This window comes from Yersinia sp. 2466 StPb PI (assembly GCF_041538325.1).
In the GTDB taxonomy this organism is placed as follows: domain Bacteria; phylum Pseudomonadota; class Gammaproteobacteria; order Enterobacterales; family Enterobacteriaceae; genus Yersinia; species Yersinia enterocolitica_E.
The window spans coordinates 2,110,102-2,132,269 of record NZ_JAULSL010000001.1; the positions used below are offsets into that span (position 1 = coordinate 2,110,102).

Below are 22,168 nucleotides of genomic sequence, written 5' to 3' on the forward strand. Positions count from 1 at the left end.
GACCGGCTAACCGAGCGCCATCCGCTGCTGCGTCCGGCGGCACTGAACCTGACCTGATTCTATGGATTTTGTCATGGATGTGCTGGCCAACGGGCGCAGGATCAAATATCTGACTTGTGTAGACGATTCCACGAAGGAGTGCCTGACGGTGATCGTTGCCTTTGGTATTTCTGACGTTAAGGCCACACGCATTTTGGATAGCATTACGCTATTTCGTGGCTATCAGAGGCTACGATAAGAACAGATCAGGAGCCGGAGTTTACCTGCCGAGTGTTTGATCAGTGGGCATATGGACACTGAGTGGAATTAGGACTTATTTAGCCTGGGAAGCCGACCCATAATAGGGTTATTGAGAGTTTTTACGGATATTTTCGTGATGAATGCTTGAATGAACTCTGTATTGTCGATATCAGAGACTAACACCACCTCGCGTTACCTGGTAGTAGAGGTCAGCGACGTAATTATCGCGAACATATACTCAGATCAATTCTGAAATGAAAAAACGGGAACTTCTAGTCCCCATTTTTATATTGTTATCACAAAGTGATTAAGAGATGATTAATTCGAACTCTGAAGCAATTGAATTTTTTCGATGTTGAATTTTTTGCAACTTTCAATAGATTTTGGCTGTATGTCGAATCTGACTTTCTCGATATCACCACTTTTAGTCCAATTTGCCAATTTAGACATGTTAAAGATAGCTCCATTCTGAGGAAGAGAAATACTAATACTGTTTTCCTCACTAAAACCACTACTATATACTGAACTCCAGAATATTTGAACAAACAAATCAGTAGATTCACTATTATTGCAATTAACATTTAAATAAAGATTACTGTTTTTTTGTGCGTTTAATGGCGGATTAAAAATGAATGCGACAAATGGATCATTTCCAGTAATCTTATAACCATCCTTACTTTCGGTCACATCATGTGTCAAGTATTTACTGCCATTGGTTCCATTACCTTCATTTTTCGCTTTGTATGCGTATAAAGGTGGTGGAGACAGAAAGAAATTATTAATTATACTTCTCTCAACTGTTGTGACAAAAACATAGTCTGGTTTGTATTTTTTAATAACATTATACAACCACTCAGGATCAGACCCGAAGTAATGAAGCTGAACTGTTTCAGCGAAGTGAGCAGCCATAAAAGGTGACATTGCTGTACCAAATGAATCTCTTAGCCAAAGTACTTTAGCATTATGGCTAGCATTACTGGACGAAATACGAGTAGGTCTGTCTGGAGCATCGATAAGCACATTAGTGCTACTGCTAATTAAAGATCCACTAGCGAGATCATATTTTTTTATAGTTACATTTTCTTTTGAGATGGCATCAACATCCTGATAATGATCTGTGCTCAAATTCTCTGTTCGCAGAAATCGTGATAGGTCGCCTCCACTTTTATTGTGCCAACCTACATAATGCCCAGTATTTTCCGAGGAAAAACTCTTATCATTAAATACGCTATCCATGAAGTAGTTAAATGCTAACCAACCACCGAGAGCATTCCAGTGTGTATCAGTTTTATAATAAAGAGGTTCTTTGAAATTGTTTTTTTGTGCGATTAAAAAGTCAGTCGGATCGACAAAAATTCCATTTTTATCTGCTTCAACCACAGCACTAATCTGTCTGAAACTAGCTGGATGGGCCCATTGTGGTAAGTTTTCTGGATATATGTTCTCTTTATCCGGTCCAATTAATATCTTGAATTTCTTTACGCCATTCTCAAGAAAAAAATCGTTCCATTCTTTCACGGATAACGCGATTTTTTGTGCATTCTCTATATCGTTTTCAGTTGCACCTTGCCGTCTTGTTGATACTGTTTTAGCCTCTTGATCACCTAAAAATAGCCAACCATCATGACCGACTATTACTTGGTCAGGGAAGAGACTGATACCATAATTAGATAGGATGTTGCTAATAGGTGCAACAATTGAGTCTAATTTATAGTATTGCTTTGTTTGCAGATACTCGCCCAATCCCTTGTTCCACTGGAATAGATTGTATATAGGAAGTGCCATGAGCACTGATGCTGAAATAATAAGAAAAGTAATCACATTTTTTTTCATATCTATGCTCAGAATTTTGAATATAAGGAAACACTATTTGCTCCGGAAAGAGCTGATAGCATGGCAATTGAGAACAAAATAATTGACGCTGCTGTTCGTGTTTTCCCTGAAACACTGCCGGATAATTCAGTTGTGTTTCTTTGTGAGATAATGACAAATGCTATAGTAACGAAGATTAAGGTTAAGATGTTCCCAGATATTCCAATAGGTATTTCTGGTAGGAATTTTTCCAGAAAGAAACCGGACCAAGACAGTCGCCATGTTTCGATGTCTGCTGGTAACTTATTGTAGATTCCTTTGAGACCAAACATCCCACTTAATACTTTCATTGCGGACTCAAGATCTTTGGATCTAAAGAAAACCCATGTGATATTAATAAAATTAAAGGTTATTAACCAGGCGATAGCGTTTGGCATCGAAAAATTTAATTTACTCCAGAGTCGATGAATGATAAGCGCCAGACCGTGTAAAAGACCCCAAATGATGAACATCCAATTTGCACCGTGCCACAAACCTCCCAACAGAAAGGTTATCAAGAGGTTTGCATATGTTGTAGTATTCCCGTTTCTACTCCCACCTAGTGGGATATAAATATAGTTTCTAAGAAAACGGCTTAGTGTAATATGCCAACGGCGCCAAAAATCTTGGATGCTTAGTGCTTTATATGGAGAATTAAAATTTATAGGTAATTTAATATTAAATAGCAGTGCTATGCCGATTGCCATATCAGTATAACCACTGAAATCAAAGTATAACTGGAATGTATAGCTAAGGCTGGTTAACCATGCATCTAACATTGTTAAATGTGATGAATTATCAAACCCATGATTAGCCCATATCGCGAATATATCTGCAATTATTATTTTTTTGAAAATCCCAATAGAGAAAATAAAAATACCAATCGAAATATTTCGATAGTTTTTTAATAAATTCCACTTTGATGTAAATTGTGGGATGATTTCTTTATGGTAAGTTATTGGTCCCGAAAAAAGTTGTGGGAAGAAAGTTACAAATAGAAAGTAGTTCAATAAACTATAGTTACGTGTTCTTTCTTTATAACTATCGACAATATAAGCTATTTGTTGGAAAGTGAAAAAGCTAATGGCAAGTGGTAATGCGATGTTTGGTAAGTTGAAATGGCCACCTAACGAATTTAAGTTAGAAAGAAAGAAATCTGTATACTTAAAATATCCGAGTAATGATAAGTTAAATACAATACCACAAATGAAAATTATTCTTTTAATGTTACATATCGAACTTATCTTTCGTGATATTGCAATTTCGTTTCTTAACAATGAGCCAATTAAAAAATTTACGATTATTGAACTCAGTATGAGCGGAAGGAAATGTACATCCCACCAACTATAGAAAAAAAGACTCGCCAGTATTAACCATACTTTTGCAAGGGCTACTAATTTTAGATGATTTAGCCAGAAATACGTACAAAAAGTAATAGGTAAAAAAAACAAGATAAATTGATATGAGCTAAAAAGCATCTTGGATCCTTGTACTGAAATTAACAAAAATGTATTACTTCAATATCTCACAATCAGTAATTATACTTAATTTACTTAAACTTACAATTCAAAAATGTTCTTTTTTGTACGTTGCTAAGGAGCTCCTGTATAAGGAAATATATGTTTTTGACACAGCTAAGATCCTGATGTGATGAGTCAGATCTATGCTTAACTGCAAATCTTGACTGTTTCGAGAACAGTCGCTCCGTTTGCTCTATGTACATGTCAAGTAGACTTGAGAGCAAAAGGGATTAGAGGCTTAATTACTACGAAGGTCATAATATACGATTTTTAACGTTTAATGTTATGTTGTAACCAATTTATACTTAAGCGTTTTCTCCACGTTGTTATCATAAAGCTGCAATCAGGTTATTGTGAAAAATAAAATGAAAGGACTAGTTCCCTTTTTAACTACTGATATCACTGGATGTGTATTCAATACTAATGATATTTTGACCAATAATTTATATTGGTTTTTTACCACTATGGTGAATTATAGACACAAAAATCAATCTAAGCAGTTTGGGATTTTTAGCATTACAGAAGAGAGGAGGGTTAAACCTCTTAACTCTGGCACCCCATGACGTGACATTTCGATACCTGTCAGATAATAGGATTTTATTTGTCACTTAAAGAGTGCAAAGCCCGCAATCGTTCTATTTATAAGCGATATTCTTCTTAAGTCAGTATTGAAGAGGTTTATAACCTATTGATATAACACGACTAATGTGGTCTAGGCTCTCGGGCTTATGGTTTACGGTTCGAGTTCCATTTCAGGCGTGACCTGCCCCTAGGATTAGATATAATGCTCAGTTAGTAATGTCGGATCCTTCACTCTCAGAATTACCCTTTCTCCAAGCCGCCGCAAATTCAGACGGCGTCTGATAATTCAGCGCGGAGTGCGGGCGGCGCTCGTTATAATCCTGACGCCATTCATTGATGGCTTTCCTGGCATGACTGACATCGTGGAACCAATGTTCATGCAGGCATTCATCGCGAAAGCGTCCGTTAAAACTAACAATAAATCCATTCTGTGTCGGCTCGCCTGGCTGGATAAGCCGCAACTCTACACCATGCTCATAAGCCCACTGGTCAAGTGCTCTGCAGGTAAACTCCGGCCCCTGGTCAGTTCTTATCGTAGCCGGATAGCCGCGAAACAGTGCAATGCTGTCCAGAATACGAGTGACCTGTACGCTTGAAATCCCAAAGGCAACGGTTACAGTCAGGCACTCCTTCGTAAAGTCGTCCACGCAAGTCAGGCGCTTGATCCTGCGACTGGTGGCTAGCGCGCCCATGACGAAATCCATCGACCAGGTCAGATTGGGGGCCGCCGGGCGGAGCAGCGGCAGACGTTCTGTTGCCAGCCCTTTACGACGTCTTCTGCGTTTTACGGCCAGGCCACTGAGATGATAAAGGCGGTACACGCGCTTGTGATTAACATGAAGCCCTTCGCGGCGCAGCAGCTGCTATATGCGGCGGTAGCCAAAACGCCTGCGCTTCAGTGCCAGCTCTGTAATGCGTCCTGATAAATGCGCACCCGCGGCCGAACGCTGTGCCCCGTAGCTGCCGGTCGACAGGGATAAACCTGTTAACCTGCAGGCACGACGTTGCGACAGACCGGTCGCATCACACATCAACACCACGGCTTCCCGCTTCTGGTCTGTCGAAGGGCCACCTGAAGCGCTTCCTTATCCAGCATGGCTTCCGCAAGCAGCTTCTTGAGTCGGGCATTCTCTTCCTCAAGCGACTTCAGGTGCTTAACCTCGGGTACCTCCATACTTCTTACGCCAGGTGTAAAACGTGGCGTCGGAAATGGCATGCTTGCGGCAGAGTTCACGGGCAGAAACCTCGGCTTCAGCCTCACGGAGAATACTGATGGTCTGTTGGTCGGAAAAACGCTTCTTCATGGGGATGTCCTCATGTGGCTCATAAAGACATTACTAACATCGGGGTGTACTAATCAACGGGGAGCAGGTCACCGCTATACTTTAGGCCAAAATCACGTCAGTTATTTCTGATCATTATATCATTAGCTTTGGCTATGAGATTACAATATCAGCTCTAGCCATGTGGCCATACTTACTATGCGATTACAGGTAGCGTAGCCTAAATAGCAGGTGGATTTTATAATAAATCTCTTATTTAATAATGGGTTGCAGAACATGTGCTTGGTGTCGTCTTAACGTAGTGGTTGATAATAAGCATGACTTGGGGTTTACTCATCTCTTATTTTTGGGGCAGACTCTCATTTTTATAGTAAAATAAATAAATGAAATGTGACAACCAGTCTGATTTAATACCAATCTTTAAGATTTGTTCCCTTGTTTCCAGTTCCATTTAAGATAAATATATTCGTTTAGCTTTTAGTTCGTGTGCGCAAAAAAGAAACATTATAACGTTCCTAAACCACCGATTGTTACACAGTAAACTGGTAACTGTAGAGCCAGAGGCGGTAGCGTGTCTGTTAACTGACCTAACCCGTGACGACGACCCTGCAGATCTCGCCTTCACGCATAAGTTTAGTCCAAATATTGCAAAGTAAGAAGTGGACATTTAACGTGAAAATAGTGGTCACCGGTGAAGCTGGTTTATTGAACCAGTCTTGATTAGCCATATCATTAATAACACATGCGGCGCTGTAGTTGATGTCGATAAATTAACCGCTGCAAAAAAATCTGAGTTACTGATGGAAATTGAAAACAGCGTTCGTTATGCCATCGCACATGTAGATATCTGTGGCGCACTGGCAATGATGTGTATTCTTCTAGAACATCAATCTGATGTTATTACGCACTTGGCTGCGGAGATTCATGTTGAAAGCTTTATTATCAGGCCCACAGCCTCTATTGATGCCGAAATCATTTGTATATATATTCTACTTGACGCAGTCCGTAACTACTGTTCTGAACTGGAAGAAACGTACAGATGACATTTTGTTTCCATCATATTTCAACTGATGAATCTTACGGTGACTTACCACACCTTAACTCAGTGTGTATCAGAGCTGCGTTATCGTTACATACTGAACTAACCACTTATGTACCTAGCTGCCAGTATTCTTCTTTGAAAGCATCCTGTGACCACATGGCTTGTGTCGGGTGCCACACCTACGCTTTGCCTACTATTGTGACTAATTATCCCAATAACGATGGTCCGTATCATTCGTCTGAACAATTGATCCCACTGATTATATTTGATGTACTGTTGGTTAAACCGCTATCAGCTTACCGCAATTGTGAGCAGACTAGTAATTGGCTGTATGTTGAGGGTAGTATGTGCGCACTTTATAAAGTAGTAGCGAAAGGCAAAAACTGCGAAGCTTATAATATCGCTGGACTCAATAAGTGTCAAAATATCGAGGTTGCGAATGATATCTAGAGTACCCTTGATGCAACAATTAGTAAAAAAATAGCAAGTATATAGAGCATCTGCTCCAGATGATTATCGTTCTGTGTACGAGCTGTATTACATAGTTGATATATCAAAATTAAAATATAGCCTCTGCAAGCGGCCTTTGAATAAGGTCTTACGAAGACTGCTCACTAGTACTTAAATAATAAAATGGTAGCAGTACGCAATGAAGGGTCCATATGTAGGAGATGTACCCCTCAACGAAGGAAAAATAATGAAAGGCATTATACTCGCGGGTGGTACCGGAACACGACTGTATCCAATTACTTTGGGTGTTTCTAAGCAACTTTTACCTGTTTATGACAAGCCAATGATTTACTACCCATTATCAACATTAATGCTTGCCGGTATTAGAGATATACTGATTATTACGACGCCGGATGATAATGCAGCGTTTAAACGAATGTTTGGCGATGGTAACCATTTAGGAATCAATATTGAATATGCGATTCAGTTGAACCCTGAAGGACTAGCGCAAGCATTCATAATTGGTGAGAAATTTATCGGAGATGATACTTGCTGGTTAGTCTTGGGTGATAATATCTTCTATGGCCAGTCGTTCAGCAATACTCTTAAAAAAGTTTCTGCGAGGCAGAGTGGAGCCACGATATTTGGTTATCAAGTGAAAGATCCTGAGCGATTTGGTGTTGTTGAGTTTGATAAAGACTATCTAGCCCTTTCCATCGAAGAAAAACCATTAGAACCTAAATCTAATTATGCAGTTACAGGGTTATATTTCTATGACAAACATGTTGTAGAATTCGCAAAGCAGGTTAAGCCCTCACATCGTGGTGAGCTAGAAATTACATCAATTAATCAGATGTATCTTGATAAAGGTTTGCTAAACGTTGAACTACTTGGGCGTGGGTTTGCGTGGTTAGATACCGGAACCCATGCCAGCTTGCATCAGGCATCTTCATTTGTTCAGACAATAGAAAGTGTTCAAGGACTTAAAGTAGCCTGTCTTGAAGAGATCGCATGGCGTAATGAATGGCTTACTTCTGATGATCTTATTATGCTAGCCAAACCTATGTTAAAAAATGATTATGGCTGTTATTTAATGGCTCTAGTAGAGGGTAATTTGAAAGGAAAATGATGCGCATACTTATAGTAGGATGCAATGGCCAGGTTGGGCGTTGTCTCACGAACCAACTTGAGAATAAAGCAACTATACTAGCTGTTGATCGTAATAAGCTTGATATAACTGACAATGACTCAGTTAGAGGAGTGGTGGCTGAGTTTAAGCCTGATTATATTATTAATGCAGCAGCACATACTGCCGTTGATAAAGCTGAAGATGAAATTGAGCTAGCATATGAAATAAATGCTAAAGGGCCAGAGAATTTAGCATTAGCTGCAAATGAAAATGCTGCTGTATTGATCCATATTTCTACTGACTATGTTTTTGATGGTCAATATGAAAATGAGTATACAGAAGATATGCCAACAAATCCTCAGAGTGTTTATGGCGAGAGTAAATTAGCAGGAGAAATAGCTGTCACTAGTAATACAGATAAGTATTTAATATTGCGTACCTCCTGGGTATTTGGCGAACATGGTAATAACTTCGTCAAAACAATGCTGCGTCTAGCACAAACGCGAGATGAGCTAAATATTGTATCCGACCAATTTGGTGGGCCAACTTATTCTGGTGATATTGCAGATGCAATTATTAAAATGATTGTTCATATCGAGTCTGGGAATGTAGCAGAATGGGGAGTTTACCATTTTTCAGGTGCCCCTCATATAAGTTGGGATGATTTCGCACGAATTATTTTTGCTAAAGCATACGAGCATCAACGGTTAGCTTGTATCCCAAAAGTTAATAGCATTCTGACTAGTGCGTATCCTACTCGTGCAAAAAGGCCAACTAATTCTAGGCTGAATTGTCATAAAATTAAGCAAAAATTCAATATTGATTGTAGTGATTGGCAGAATGCCTTGAATAATATTAAGGAGTATAGGTAGTTTTATGAAAATAATTGATACGAAAATAGCTGATGTAAAAATAATTGAACCTATGGTGTTTGGTGATGAACGTGGTTTTTTTATGGAAACTTGGCAACAAGCAAAATTTGAAGAGTTAGTCGCTAAAAAAAAGTGTTACTTTGTGCAGGACAATCATTCAAAATCTAAAAAAGGGATCTTGCGTGGGTTGCATTATCAAACTAAAAACACACAAGGAAAACTTGTTCGTGTTATTAACGGCGAAGTCTTTGATGTAGCAGTAGATATAAGAAAGGATTCTCCAACTTGTGGCGAATGGATTGGTGTTTTTCTTTCTGCTGAAAATAAACGACAACTTTGGATTCCTGAGGGTTTTGCCCACGGATTTTACGTAACAAGTGAAGAAGCTGAATTTGTTTATAAATGTACTGATTATTATAACCCACAATATGAACAATCTATCTTGTGGAATGATAAAGAGCTAAACATTGAGTGGCCAATACATCAAAACTTAGTCCTGCTATCGGAAAAAGATCAGTCTGGGCAATTATTCAAAGACTGTAGTTTACTGTAACTAAACAAAGCGAATTAAATGAAAAGCTATCTTGTAGAAATAGTCAATAACAAGACATTGATTTATCAAATGACAAAGCGAGATATATTAAGTCGCTATAAAGGTTCTATAATAGGTATGGGGTGGTCATTTTTCACTCCATTATTGATGTTGGCTGTATATACTTTTGTTTTTTCGGTTGTGTTCAAGGCTAAATGGGGTGTAGGTGGCGAAGAGAATAAAGCCTCATTTGCAGTGATATTATTTTCCGGAATGGTGGTTTTTAACATATTTTCAGAGTGTTTTAATCGCTCAGTTACCCTAATAACAAGTAATGCGAATTATGTCAACAAAATTGTTTTCCCTTTATCAATTCTTCCGATAACAATACTCCTTAGTAGTTTGTTTCATGCTGCTATAAGCCTAGTGATATTACTCTTGGCTAGTATTATACTTATGGGGGAAATACATTTTACCTTGCTCTTATTACCGGTTGTTTGGTTGCCGTACTTAATCGCTCTGGTCGGAATGATGTTGATATTATCCTCTGTAGGTGTTTATTTACGGGATCTGGCACAAATTACTGGTGTACTGACAACAATTCTGATGTTTACTTCGCCTTTATTTTTTCCCCGTTCAGCATTGCCAATGTCATTGCAGCCTCTATTAATGCTTAATCCTTTAGCCTATTTTATCGAGGTCACTCGTGACGTTATTGTTTGGGGGAAAGCGCCGCAGATAGTACCTTTAGCAATATCCTACATTGCATCCCTAATGTGTCTACATTTAGGATACATTTGTTTTGAGAAGTTACGGAAGGGATTCTCTGATGTCATCTAATACTACGATCCATGTAAATAAAGTCAGCAAATGCTATTTTATTTACGATAATCCAAAGTACAGGTTGATTGGCCCATTTATAAATAAAATCAGAAAACTCATTGGGGCTCGTGAAAAAAATTACTATAAGGAGCATTGGGCACTCAAAGATCTAAATTTTTGTATCGAAAAAGGTGACTCTGTAGGAATTGTTGGCAAAAATGGTGCCGGTAAATCAACATTACTACAGATGCTGACTGGAACATTGTCTCCAACCGAAGGTACTATCAAGGTTAATGGGAGGATTGCTGCGTTGTTGGAGTTAGGAGCAGGGTTCAACCCTGAGTTCACTGGTCACGAAAATATCTATATGAATGCCAGTATTCTCGGCTTATCGAAAGAAGAAATAGATTATAGGTACGATGAAATAGTTAGTTTTGCTGAAATTGGTGATTTCATTAGTCAACCAGTTAAAACCTATTCATCCGGTATGTATGTCCGACTGGCATTTGCTGTTGCAGCAAATATACAGCCAGACATTTTAATAATTGATGAGGCACTAGCTGTTGGAGATATTAGATTTCAGCTTAAATGCTTAAAGCATATGAATAAGTTGAAGGAGGATGGTACGACTATTTTATTTGTGTCGCATTCTCCAGAGCAAGTTAAACGCTTTTGTAATAAAGCGATTTGGATTGATGGAGGAACAATTCGTGCATCCGGCACAGCAAATGATGTATGTGACCAATACAATGATTTTATGTATCAAATACAACATTCAGATAGTAGCGGCCAGGATAATCGATGTGCCGGGGCACCAGCTAAAATCTTATCAACAAAAATAAGTTCGAATTACCTTAAAACAGGCTCAAATTTGTCTCTGACAATCGAGTATGAAGTCAATGACAATGAAGTTGATGGTTTAATGGTTGGTGCTGCATTATATTCTTCAGAAAGAAAATATTTATATGGAATTAATACTGGCTTAGACGGAATTATTATTTCAAATAAGAAAGGTGTTCATACAGTTGTATACAACATTCCAAATATTCCTCTTCTTCCCGGTACTTTTAGTTTTGACGTCGGTCTCATGGGGGACAGAAGTTTAATTGGGTTTGATTATATTACTGATGCTGAAAAATTCACAATCTATAATGATTACGAAGGCGAAGGAATTATCAAAATAGAACATGAATGGTTCCAACCGCCACATATTTAATGAGAATACAATGACTGACAATCATAAATACAGTAGAAACCAGTTAGGCATGAATGAAGATTCACTATACGTTGTTTCTTCCTACATTGAAAATATGACCGAAGTCCTGGACGTAGGTTGTTATGAAGGCGCTTTAGGCCGTTTTTTGATTTCAGAAAAAAAATGTATTGTTGATGGTATTGAATATGAAGAGAAGGCAGCAGAGTTAGCTAGAGAATATTATCGAGACGTTAGAGTTGTTGATCTAAATATCGGTAATGTTTTTGATACTATCAGTAAAAAATACGATTATATAATTTTTGCCGATGTGCTAGAACATTTATATGACCCAAGCACTGTACTAAAAAACAGCTTGGCATGTCTAAAAGATAAAGGTCATATTATTGTATCCGTACCAAATATTGGATACCAAGGAGTGCTCGCTGAATTATTAAATGGTGAGTTTAAATATAGAAAAACTGGAATTTTAGATAAAACACATCTTCGTTTTTTTACCAGAAAAAGTTTGAAGCGAATGATTTCTGAATCTGGGCTTTCAACGAGAAGTATACGCGATGTAACTCTTGCCAATAATGATTCTGAGTTTGCAAAAAATGCTTCTATCGCAAATTCACAGGAATTGAACCAAGTAATTAATAAATTCCCTGATACTGATGTATATCAGTTTGTTGCATCATGTGCACTTTGTGAGCAAAAAAATCATGTTATAGAGAATCTATCTAATCGCATTGATTTAGATAGTGGGTTAAAATATAAAGCCAAATTATATTGGCGAAAAGGTAATGATTCATATAATGAAAGTCAGAGCATATCACTATATATGCCTTACACTGATGAAGATACCTCACTAAGTTTTGAGATGCCGAATGTTCTCGATTTTACAGAAATAAGAGTTGATATTTGTGAAGAACCGATGTGCTGCCATATTTATGGAGTAACTGTAAAATCATTTAAGGATGAAATATTAAATATAGTTCCGCTATCTGATATTTTCCCAAGTAACCAGTCAACAAGAATGTCATCTATGGGACGTGATAACTATGTAATATATAGTTTTACAGACGATGCTGCTTTTAGTTTTAAATTAAATAGCGATAATTTCAGTGGACTAAGGTTTAAAATAGAAATCCGTATTGGAAATCTAAAGCCAGTAACCGAACTTAACGATGTTATAGACGATTTAGTGCTAGCTAACACCCAGTTAATGTCATCGACATCATGGCGTATTACTGCACCGATGAGATATGGTATAAAACTGTTAAAAAGTGCAAAGAAAAAAGTGGGTGTTCTTGTAAGAGAAGTTAAGTCTATAAATTATAGATTATCACTTTCTTTACTTATTGAATCTATTCGAAAAGATGGCTTTAGTCAGACTTATAGAAAAGTAATAAAAAAATGTTCAGGCAATACTGCTAGTAGAAAATTGATAACCTATCAGGATTATTTACGGTATGAAATAAATCGTAATGCTACAGAAGTTGCTAAGATAGCTAAAAATGTTGAAAAAGATCTGAAGCCGAAAATATCTATAATTTTGCCAGTTTATAAAACGGATTTGAAATTCCTGAAAGAATGTATTGATTCTGTATTTAGCCAGAGTTACGGCGAATGGGAACTGTGCATCTGCGATGATTTTTCTAATTCGACAGAAATAACGGCGTTTTTAGAAAGTTATACGACAGATCCTAGGTTTAAGTTTATTACAAATGAGAACAATGGTCATATTTCTGATTCATCGAATAAAGCATTGCAACTTGCTACTGGCCGCTATGTAGTATTACTTGATCATGATGATCTCCTGCACAAGTATGCGCTCCACTATATTGCAGGAGTAATAACTGAACATCAGGATGTGGATATTATCTATACTGATGAAGATCATGTTACAGTCGATGGAGTTAGGAAATCACCGTTTTTCAAACCCGACTGGTCGCCGGTATTGCTTTATGGCCAAAACTATATCGGCCATATTACCTGTATTTCTAAAAAAGTAATCGATGAGGTTGGTGGTTTTAGATTAGGCTTAGAAGGTGCTCAGGACTATGATTTGGTGCTTAGAGCATCTACAAAAGCGCGCAGGGTAGTTCATATTCCACGAGTCTTATATCACTGGAGAGAGCATCCCCTTTCAACAGCAATGAATGCAGAGTCTAAACCCTATGCTCATGACGCAGGGAAACAAGCCGTAGCTGACTTTCTAAGACAAAAATACCCTAATAATTTTGTGAAAGTAAACGATGGTGATAATTTGTTTACTTATGAGCCAGAATTTAGTGTCAATAACATTAAAAAAGTATCGATCATTATTCCTATTCGAGACAAAATAGAGCTGTTGATTGATCTCATACAAAGTATTGAGAAATACACGACTTGGCTACAATATGAAATTATCGTGATCGATAACGGTTCGTTAGAGTTGGCTACAAGTGATTATCTCAATAGCTTAGTTGAAAAAGAGAATTGCAAAGTTATTCGAGATGACAGTAAATTCAACTGGTCAAAACTTAACAATGATGGTGCTAAGGTAGCAACGGGGGATGTGTTAATTTTCCTTAATAATGATACGCTTGTCATTACACCCAAGTGGATTGAGTATTTGGTCTCCTGGGCCGTTTTACCCGATATTGCAGTTGTTGGGCCCCAGTTATTATACGAAGACGGAAGTTTACAACATGCAGGTGTTGTTGTTGGTATGTCCGGTTGGGCGGATCATGTATTTAAAGGTCAATCCAATGCTCATTCTGTTGGCCCGTTTGTCTCTCCAGCTATAAGTAGAAATGTATTGGCATTGACAGGTGCGTGTCATGTTATTGAGCGCCAAAAATTCAATCTCTTAGGGGGATATGACGAACTCTTTGAAATTTGCGGAAGTGATATCGAACTTTGTATTCGGGCACATAAGTTGGGTTATAGCAATGTCTACCTGGCTCAGGCAAAACTTTATCATTTAGAATCCAAAAGTCGTACAAGTTTTGTACCTGATTGCGATTTTAAGCGTTCTGCGCAGATGTACGAGCCATATCGTATACAAAGTTGTGATCCTTTTTATAATGTTAATTTAGATATGTTCAACACACAACCAAGCGTTAAAATATGATTAAGAAAATTATACGTAAATTATTATCAAATAGATTTATTTACAAAATTGCGAAGGATGCACACGAGTCTTATAGAATTGAATCATCGTTAACGATGAACTATGAGGTGCCAGAAATAACGCCATTTAACTTTATTAAAAGTGAATTTTCAGGTAAACGTATTAATTTACTTATTCCTGCACTTTCCGAAAAGCATGTTTTTGGTGGTATATCTACAGCATTACGTTTTTTTGATAAAGTTAGACTGGACTTTCCGATTGCGAGGATCATTGTAACTGATGAAGTTAGTGTTGAACTAAAAGAAAATCAGTTTTATTCGGATTGGAAGCTGAATGATTTATCCGCAGATGATATTAACAGTAATAGTATCGTTGTTTCCGGGAATAGGAGCTGTGCATCAATTGCAATATCTGAAAATGACTATTTTGTAACAACTGCCTGGTGGACGACATATAATGCGTTTAAGATGATTGAATGGCAGAGTGCTACTTTCAATATATATGAGCGTAAACTTATATATTTCGTACAGGATTATGAACCTGGTTTTTATCCGTGGTCAACACGCTATGCATTAGCAGAGTCAACATATCTAAACTCTAAAGCTACTATACCGGTATTTAACACTAAATTATTGAGCGATTTTTTTATTAAAAATGGATATTTGTATCCTCAAAGTTACTACTTTGAACCTATCATTAATCCTGTACTTTCTGCTGCCCGAGACCAAAGAAAAAATGAGTGTCGAGAGAGAAAAATTTTGATCTATGGGCGGCCGGGGGTTGAACGAAATTTGTTTAACTTAATTGTTCAGAGTATCAGTATTTGGGCTGAGCTTTATCCAAAAGCAAAAGAATGGAAAGTTTTTTCTGCAGGTGAGAAGCATCCTGAAATTATTTTAAGCGACAAAGTTACTATTAACTCCTTAGGTAAACTAAACTTGGATGAATATGTACACCAACTGTCAACATCATCAATAGGAATTTCATTAATGCTTTCACCACATCCAAGCTACCCGCCACTTGAAATGGCTAGTTTTGGAATGAAAGTAATTACTAATTCTTATTCGAATAAAAAGTTATCAAAATCAAGTTCAAATATAGTTGAACCTGAAAATTTGACACCTGAAAAAATAGCAAATCTATTATCTCAACTCTGCGATGTTTTCGAAGAGAAACACGAAGTTATTTATGAGGAAAATTTATTCTCATCTTCAGGAATAGAATTTTCATTCATTAATGATATAACAAAACTTATTCAGAAAAATTAATCAGTGATGGTAGGTTACATGCAGAATATCATTTTATTTATTCCATGCTACAATTGCCAAAATCAAATCTCTCGTGTCTTAGCTCACTTAAAAGAGAATGACAATTATAAGTATTTCAGTGAGATTTTGATAATCGATAACAGAAGTACAGACAATACAGTGGGGAAAAGTCTTGAAGTAGTGGAGTTGCTAAATTTGACTAATGTGAAAGTATATACCAACAGCCACAATGTTGGTCTTGGTGGTACTCACAAGATGGCTTTTACTTACGCTCAAAACATAAACGCTACTCATGTGGCTGTTTTGCATGGCGATGATCAAGGGAATATTAATGATTTAATTAAGATCATCCGTAGCAATAAACACAATGAACATGATTGCTGTCTGGGAAGTCGCTTCAGTACTGACTCACAACTGAAGGGATACTCAAAATTTAGAATTTTTGGTAATTATATATTCAATATTATTTATTCACTCTGTTCGCTTAAGCTGGTAAAAGATTTAGGTGCAGGAGTTAATATTTATAAAGTAGATGCAGTTAAGGATAAATGTATCCGCGAATTTTCAAATGATTTGACATTCAATTGTTTCTTACTGCTTTATTCAATTAGTCGGAAGCAAGATATTTTATATTTCCCAATTGAATGGAGTGAGGATGATCAAATTTCTAATGTTAAATTGATTTCTCAAGCTAAAAGAACACTAAGAATAGCTCTTATATATTTAGTTAAAGGAATTCCAGGCCTAATTTCTGAAGGAAATAATAAGTATGATTTTGATAAAATAGAACTTCAGATACAATTTAAAAAGGGTTCTAGCAATGATTAATTTGATTGTTCCAATGGCTGGAAGGGGGAGTCGATTCAGTAAAAAAGGATACATTCTTCCCAAACCGCTTGTTGAATTGAAAAACAAACCATTCTTTTGGTGGGCAATAGAGTCGGTTAAGCGAAGTATAGAGATCAAGCAACTGGTTTGCGTTGTACTGAAGGAACATGTAGTTCAGCATAATATTATTAACCGGGTTAAATTTTACTACCCTGAAGTTGAGTTTGTCATTTTAGACAGTGTTACCGATGGAGCTCTTGATACAGCACTCTGTGGATTGGACATTATTAATAACTCACTACCAGTTCTTGTTAATGATTGCGATCAGGCTTTTGAAATCAATGGGTTGAATGAGTATATTAATAATCTGCTACCGAATGGTGAGATCAGTGCATACCTATGTCACTTTAATTCTGATTCACCATCATATTCTTATGCACTATATGACAAAGGATACCTTATTCAAACCGCGGAGAAACGGATTATAAGTAACCTTGCCATATCAGGTGCATATGTATTCGCCGATAAAAATATTATTATTCAAAATCATGATAAATATAAGTTAGAGTGTGATTATGAGGAACTATTTATTAGCGGGATCTACAATGTTCTGATAGAACAAGGTAAAAAAGTGAAAGGAATTCAACTTAATAGTCATTTGTCATTTGGCACTCCTGACGAATTAGACAAAGTTGAAAAAGACTTCCCTTATTACTCATGGTTATGATGTAGGATGCTAATTATGGCGTTTATTTATTTTTTTCTGGCTGTTAGTTTTCTTATTTTAGGACATTCGGTTAGGGTCAAGCGTTGGAATAATATTTTTCCTGGCAATGATAATACATTGAGAGGAATCCAATTTGCATCGCTATCTTTAGGATATGTGGTAAACTTTTTTGTTCCATTACGTTTGGGTGAGGTTGTCCGCGCAAGTGTTTTTTCATACTTAGGTAAGAAGAACTTCTCTTTATCATTTGCTTCCGTCATTTTTGAACGGGTTTTAGATGTTCTTATAATTATAATAATAATGCTTTTTCTCGAAGGTGGAATAAAACATGAATTTAATTCATACTTTAATGAATTAATAATCCCATTATGTTTGGCGATCTTTTTTTTGCTATTTTGTTCAACAATTGGTGATGGTAAAAAAATAAAAAAAATTGTTAATAGCTTAACTGGGATATTTAATGATGAAATATCCTATTCGCTAAGACATTTCTTCTGGTGCTTTAATGAGGTTTATCTTTCCTTTCGAAAATCATTTTCATCATTTCTACTGAATAGCTTATTTATGTGGGCAGCATATATTGCTAGTTATTTCTTTATTGCAAAGTGTACTAACATATCTGTTTCTATATTAATTAACTCACTATTTGATTCACCTTTTGAATCAACCTTTAATATACTTCAAAGCAAATCAGTTCCTGATGTGTTTTTTATATTAACACTTTATTTTTTAAGTCCCGTATTGTTTATTTTCTCATATCTTTACATTAAGAATAAATATAGTTTCCATCCACAGAAGTTATTAAACTGGTTCTCGTGTAGTGATGAGTCTATACCAAATAAAAAAGATTTATTTGCTACTGAAGAGCAATATAAAATGTTTTTGATTAGAAATTTTAGAAATGATGTAGATCTGCTTTCTGAGTTTTATAAAAAAGGAATGACCAGGGATACAATCCTCCATCGTATTTTTCATGGTGGTTCTGATGCTTTGACTACGTTAATATCCTATAACAATAATCTTTATGTTAGGAAATTTGCGTCAGTGCTGGGAAGCTCAAAGCTTAAAGCTCAACGAAAATGGCTAAATGACTATTCATCTGATTTAATGCTTGCTCCTGTCACCAATGAGAATTTACTTGAACAGGCTTATATCTATGACATGCCCTATAGTCATACTTCAATAGATTTTTATGAATTTATACATTCCTCATCACTAGAAACTTCGTGGAGCTATCTTGAGGGTGTATTAAATTCGATTAAAGCCTTTCATGCAAAAAATTCCGCAGGAATGGCAGAAAATAAAATTGTTGAAATATATGTAAATGAGAAAATGGTTGCTAACTTTGACAAAATAAAATTGTTGGCACCAATGTTTTTTGATCAAGAAAAAATCACCATAAATGGTCAGAATATTGATCTGAAGCGGATCGACTCTTGGGTGCACAATGAAGCTCGTATTAATGATTTTACTATCCGTGATATATCTGTAATTCATGGCGATTTAACTATTGAGAATATTGTCATTGATAAAAATCATAGTAATGGATGGTTTATTATTGATCCGAATATAGGTAACTTTTTTGAATCACCCTTACTTGATTATGCTAAATTGATGCAATCATTACATTTAGGCTATGAGTCGCTTAATAGATCAATTACCTGCCAATGTGATGATGATAGCGTGACTGTGAGCATTTTTCGTTCTTCACAATATGCAGATATCTATGATGCATACAAAAAATGGATTAATGATAGCTTTGGGGAAACCTTCCTCAAGGAGGTTTTTTTGCATGAAATCATTCATTTTGCTCGATTAGTACCCTACAAGTTTAGAAAAGATAAAACTGTTGGTAACGCATTTACTGCATGTATGTTATTGCTAATAAATGAATATTTGGATGAGATTGAATATGGCAATTGAAGCAATATTAACAGATATGGATGGTACATTAATCGATACTGAACATGCTAATGCGGCTTCATATTGTGAGGCTATCTCAGCCTATGGCGTAGATATTTCCACCGAATACTTTTGTCAGGAATATGGTGGAATGTCCTGGAAGCAATTTTTGCCAATAATACTTCCTGACCATGAAATGGATGTTTACAGTGCAATTGCAGCCGATAAAAAAGATATTTATCGAAATAATATGGCAAAGACTAGTGTGTTTGAGCCAGTTCATCAGTTTCTTTTAAATTTTTATGGATTGGCTAAATTAGGCATAGTCACTACAGCATCACGACAAGCTGTCAATAACCTGCTTCAGTATCATAATTTAGGAGGGATTTTTGATGTGATTGTTTCTGGTGACGATGTTAAAAATGCTAAACCTCATCCTGAACCCTACCTGTTAGCTGCCGCTAAGCTTGATGTTGATATCAAGAAATGTATTATCCTTGAGGATTCTCTTATTGGAGTTGAATCTGGGACAGCCTCTGGTGCTACAGTCTTTGTTGTAAAACATGCAAAATAAATCAATAATTTTCGTTATCGTATCTGGTTTTGGTTGGATTCTTGATGTTTTGGTAATGGCGTCCTTGGTACATAATGGGGTTGTCCCTGGGATTGCGAATATGATGAGTGCTGGCATTGCCATCACTTTTGTATATTGGATCTCTAGGGTGTTCATCTTCCAAAAGAAAGCTGATCGTAGGGGGGGGATTGGCTATGCTATTTACTGTTGCTATAGTGTAATCGTTATTTTAGTGTTCTCTGCTTTAATTCAATATATAAGCCTTCATCTCTACGATTATTTTGATTACAAACGACCCTTATCACTCCTTGCTGTTGTTGTGAAAATAATGGTAACGCCATTTAATTTATATATTAATTATGTTGTTTCGAAAGTTATAGTTAGGAATACTTAATGAATCAGAAAGTGAGTTTTAAGCTAAATTATCAGAATGTGCTATTCTTGATATTACTCTTCGTTACATCCTTCGCTATCTTTATGTTGAGGAACTTGGACCCTATTACTTATCCAACACTGTACGCTGAAGATGCTCTCTGGACTGAAAAACTACTTAGCAAAGGATTTATTGACACAGCTTTCAACACCAGAAGTTTCCCAATATTAGGCTTTGTTATTTTTTATCAACTAGGAATATTAATTGTAAATATTTTCGCTCAAGGAAATATATTTTACTTACCTTTAGCCTATTTTATCTTGTCAAATATTTTTTTCGCTCTAATAATTGTTTCATTAGTATTAACATTCTATAAAAGAATATCTAGGATTAGCATTTTTGCTATTATGGTTGCAGTATATCTAATGCCTGTCGGTCTTGATGGCAATGAGATATATGGGAGGATCCTTAATCTTGGTTTTATCTTTCCTGTAATGCAAGTTATATTATTATCTTCACTGATTTTTAATCGTAAGAGCTCAATGTTAGTATCGGCTATTTTTATCTTCACCTTTATTTCTTGCTTAACGTTTCCAGTTGGCATTGGTATTTTTCTTATCTTTTCATTTATTTGTGGGGCACGCTATTACTTTGAGCGAAATACCTATTATCTGACATTATTACTCATTAGTTTACTGCTCGCTTTCACGTCTATATTACTAATCTCCGGAACTGCAATCAACGATAAAGGTGGTGCAGATCTTCCTGTTAACTTGCAAGCTTTTATCGAGTTCTCCGGTGCCAGAGCATTAATTTACCCATTAGTTTTTAGCTTCTATCATTATCTTAGTGATATGCTAACTCTTGCTATAGTTTTAATTGTAGCTGTGGTTATTACTAGTGTTTTTTACGTGTCTTTTAAAAATGATAAGAGGTTGTTTACAACACAAAACTATTTTTTATTATTTATATGGGCTTCATTTTTTTTATATTATTTGTCGATAATAGTTCTACGCCGCGGGCTGTCTGGTTTATTTGATAATTATCAGTCGAGTTTCCCGGATAGATACTTCCTCGGATTAAATTTACTGTTTATGATCGCTCTTATATGTTCATTTGATCGGTTTAAATTTACCCGATTACTTTCTGTCATTGCTGTAGTTCCGATGATTTTTTTTGCTAAAAACGCCTTTGAATTAAATAAACCAGCAACCAAATTCAATGCTTCATATACATGGACAAGCGAATTTTGTTATTCACTAGCCGATCGCAACAGTGAGCTAAAAAGTATTTCAGTACCACCACAGGGCTGGCAGATGAATTTAGATCTTAGCTACTTTTCTGAGCTGCAAAAAAATATTTTCAATGAAAAATGCAAGGAATCAGTTTTGTACCAAATCCCATTTTTGGATAAGTTTGAACCACTTTTTCTCGTCCAAAAAAATGATACCGGTAATTCTCAATCGTTAGAGGCAAAATTCACTGGTATATCAAACGGTACTAAAATCGAGGAGCATGATGGTTACGTGCTTGTTGACGTTAATGGTGATGATCCACACATTCTTCTTTCATCTTCATCCCTATATAAAATTGATGCTAATCTTAGGGCTAGTGTATTTCTAAATATTAAATCCTCAACGGACGAAGTTGTTCAGATTTATTATTCAATTAAAGGTCGCCCAGGTTTTAGCGAGCAAGAAAGCATTTTTGTGGATATTGTTCCTGGAGAAAATCCTATTTATATCAATATGAGTGACGTTATTAATCCAAATACTTTACGTATTGATTTTCCAGAAGGTCATGGAAATAAATACGTTGTATACTTTAAAAAACCAAATTAATCCATGACCATTTAATGAA

The 22,168-nt window shown here is 36.2% G+C and carries 17 protein-coding genes and 2 pseudogenes; 16 read left to right on the forward strand and 3 right to left on the reverse strand.

The annotated features are described in order from the left end of the window. Positions 1-9 precede the first annotated feature (9 nt). Positions 10-411, forward strand: a pseudogene (locus Q2T72_RS09565) (DDE-type integrase/transposase/recombinase); the annotation flags it as partial. Between the two features lie 147 nt (positions 412-558). On the opposite strand, the gene Q2T72_RS09570 reads toward Q2T72_RS09565, so the two are convergent. From Q2T72_RS09570 to Q2T72_RS09580, 3 genes and pseudogenes are all read right to left on the reverse strand, one after another. Next, positions 559-2,073 carry a DHHW family protein gene (locus tag Q2T72_RS09570; RefSeq protein ID WP_372569061.1) on the reverse strand — a complete coding sequence of 505 codons (1,515 nt, stop codon included), beginning with the start codon at positions 2,071-2,073 and terminating at the stop codon, positions 559-561. An 8-nt stretch (positions 2,074-2,081) separates the two neighbouring features. Beyond that, positions 2,082-3,569, reverse strand: a complete 1,488-nt coding sequence (locus tag Q2T72_RS09575; RefSeq protein WP_372569062.1) for an MBOAT family protein — start codon at positions 3,567-3,569, stop codon at positions 2,082-2,084. 830 nt (positions 3,570-4,399) lie between these two features. Next, positions 4,400-5,497 (reverse strand): annotated as a pseudogene (locus Q2T72_RS09580) (IS3 family transposase). Between the two features lie 695 nt (positions 5,498-6,192). On the opposite strand from Q2T72_RS09580, the gene Q2T72_RS09585 reads away from it, so the two are divergent. The 15 genes from Q2T72_RS09585 to Q2T72_RS09655 all read left to right on the forward strand — a co-directional run bounded on the left by Q2T72_RS09585 (position 6,193) and on the right by Q2T72_RS09655 (position 22,149). Then, entirely contained in the window at positions 6,193-6,519 is a 327-nt protein-coding gene (locus tag Q2T72_RS09585; protein ID WP_372569063.1) for a GDP-mannose 4,6-dehydratase, read from the forward strand. Next, positions 6,516-6,968, forward strand: coding sequence for a GDP-mannose 4,6-dehydratase (locus Q2T72_RS09590; RefSeq protein WP_372569064.1), 453 nt, complete (start codon positions 6,516-6,518; stop codon positions 6,966-6,968). The genes Q2T72_RS09585 and Q2T72_RS09590 overlap by 4 nt, the downstream gene beginning before the upstream one ends. A gap of 247 nt (positions 6,969-7,215) precedes the next feature. Beyond that, positions 7,216-8,097: a glucose-1-phosphate thymidylyltransferase RfbA gene (rfbA, locus tag Q2T72_RS09595; protein WP_372569066.1), complete on the forward strand. Its 882-nt coding sequence runs from the start codon at positions 7,216-7,218 to the stop codon at positions 8,095-8,097. Continuing rightward, entirely contained in the window at positions 8,094-8,969 is an 876-nt protein-coding gene (gene rfbD / locus Q2T72_RS09600) for a dTDP-4-dehydrorhamnose reductase (RefSeq protein ID WP_372569067.1), read from the forward strand. The genes rfbA and rfbD overlap by 4 nt, the downstream gene beginning before the upstream one ends. A 4-nt stretch (positions 8,970-8,973) precedes the next feature. Beyond that, entirely contained in the window at positions 8,974-9,522 is a 549-nt protein-coding gene (rfbC, locus tag Q2T72_RS09605; protein WP_372569068.1) for a dTDP-4-dehydrorhamnose 3,5-epimerase, read from the forward strand. Between the two features lie 18 nt (positions 9,523-9,540). Further along, positions 9,541-10,341 (forward strand): ABC transporter permease, encoded by an 801-nt coding sequence (locus Q2T72_RS09610; RefSeq protein ID WP_372569069.1) that lies wholly within the window; start codon positions 9,541-9,543, stop codon positions 10,339-10,341. Continuing rightward, on the forward strand, positions 10,331-11,539 hold the full coding sequence (locus Q2T72_RS09615; protein ID WP_372569070.1) for an ABC transporter ATP-binding protein: 1,209 nt from the start codon (positions 10,331-10,333) through the stop codon (positions 11,537-11,539). Before Q2T72_RS09610 ends, Q2T72_RS09615 begins: the two co-directional genes overlap by 11 nt. Before the next feature lie 10 nt (positions 11,540-11,549). Beyond that, positions 11,550-14,636: a glycosyltransferase gene (locus tag Q2T72_RS09620; RefSeq protein WP_372569071.1), complete on the forward strand. Its 3,087-nt coding sequence runs from the start codon at positions 11,550-11,552 to the stop codon at positions 14,634-14,636. Then, complete coding sequence (locus tag Q2T72_RS09625) at positions 14,633-15,904, forward strand: hypothetical protein (protein WP_372569072.1); 1,272 nt, start codon at positions 14,633-14,635, stop codon at positions 15,902-15,904. Before Q2T72_RS09620 ends, Q2T72_RS09625 begins: the two co-directional genes overlap by 4 nt. Positions 15,905-15,922: 18 nt before the next feature. Beyond that, positions 15,923-16,732 carry a glycosyltransferase family 2 protein gene (locus Q2T72_RS09630; protein WP_372569073.1) on the forward strand — a complete coding sequence of 270 codons (810 nt, stop codon included), beginning with the start codon at positions 15,923-15,925 and terminating at the stop codon, positions 16,730-16,732. Beyond that, a complete protein-coding gene (locus Q2T72_RS09635) occupies positions 16,725-17,459 on the forward strand; it encodes a hypothetical protein (RefSeq protein ID WP_372569074.1) in 735 nt (244 codons plus the stop codon). Before Q2T72_RS09630 ends, Q2T72_RS09635 begins: the two co-directional genes overlap by 8 nt. Before the next feature lie 15 nt (positions 17,460-17,474). Next, the gene (locus Q2T72_RS09640; RefSeq protein ID WP_372569075.1) at positions 17,475-19,382 is read left to right on the forward strand and encodes a lysylphosphatidylglycerol synthase transmembrane domain-containing protein; all 1,908 of its coding nucleotides are present in this window, start codon (positions 17,475-17,477) and stop codon (positions 19,380-19,382) included. Further along, positions 19,372-19,935: an HAD family hydrolase gene (locus tag Q2T72_RS09645; RefSeq protein ID WP_372569076.1), complete on the forward strand. Its 564-nt coding sequence runs from the start codon at positions 19,372-19,374 to the stop codon at positions 19,933-19,935. The genes Q2T72_RS09640 and Q2T72_RS09645 overlap by 11 nt, the downstream gene beginning before the upstream one ends. Beyond that, positions 19,925-20,329, forward strand: coding sequence for a GtrA family protein (locus Q2T72_RS09650; RefSeq protein ID WP_372569077.1), 405 nt, complete (start codon positions 19,925-19,927; stop codon positions 20,327-20,329). Before Q2T72_RS09645 ends, Q2T72_RS09650 begins: the two co-directional genes overlap by 11 nt. Next, positions 20,329-22,149, forward strand: a complete 1,821-nt coding sequence (locus Q2T72_RS09655) for a hypothetical protein (RefSeq protein ID WP_372569078.1) — start codon at positions 20,329-20,331, stop codon at positions 22,147-22,149. The genes Q2T72_RS09650 and Q2T72_RS09655 overlap by 1 nt, the downstream gene beginning before the upstream one ends. Positions 22,150-22,168 lie beyond the last annotated feature (19 nt).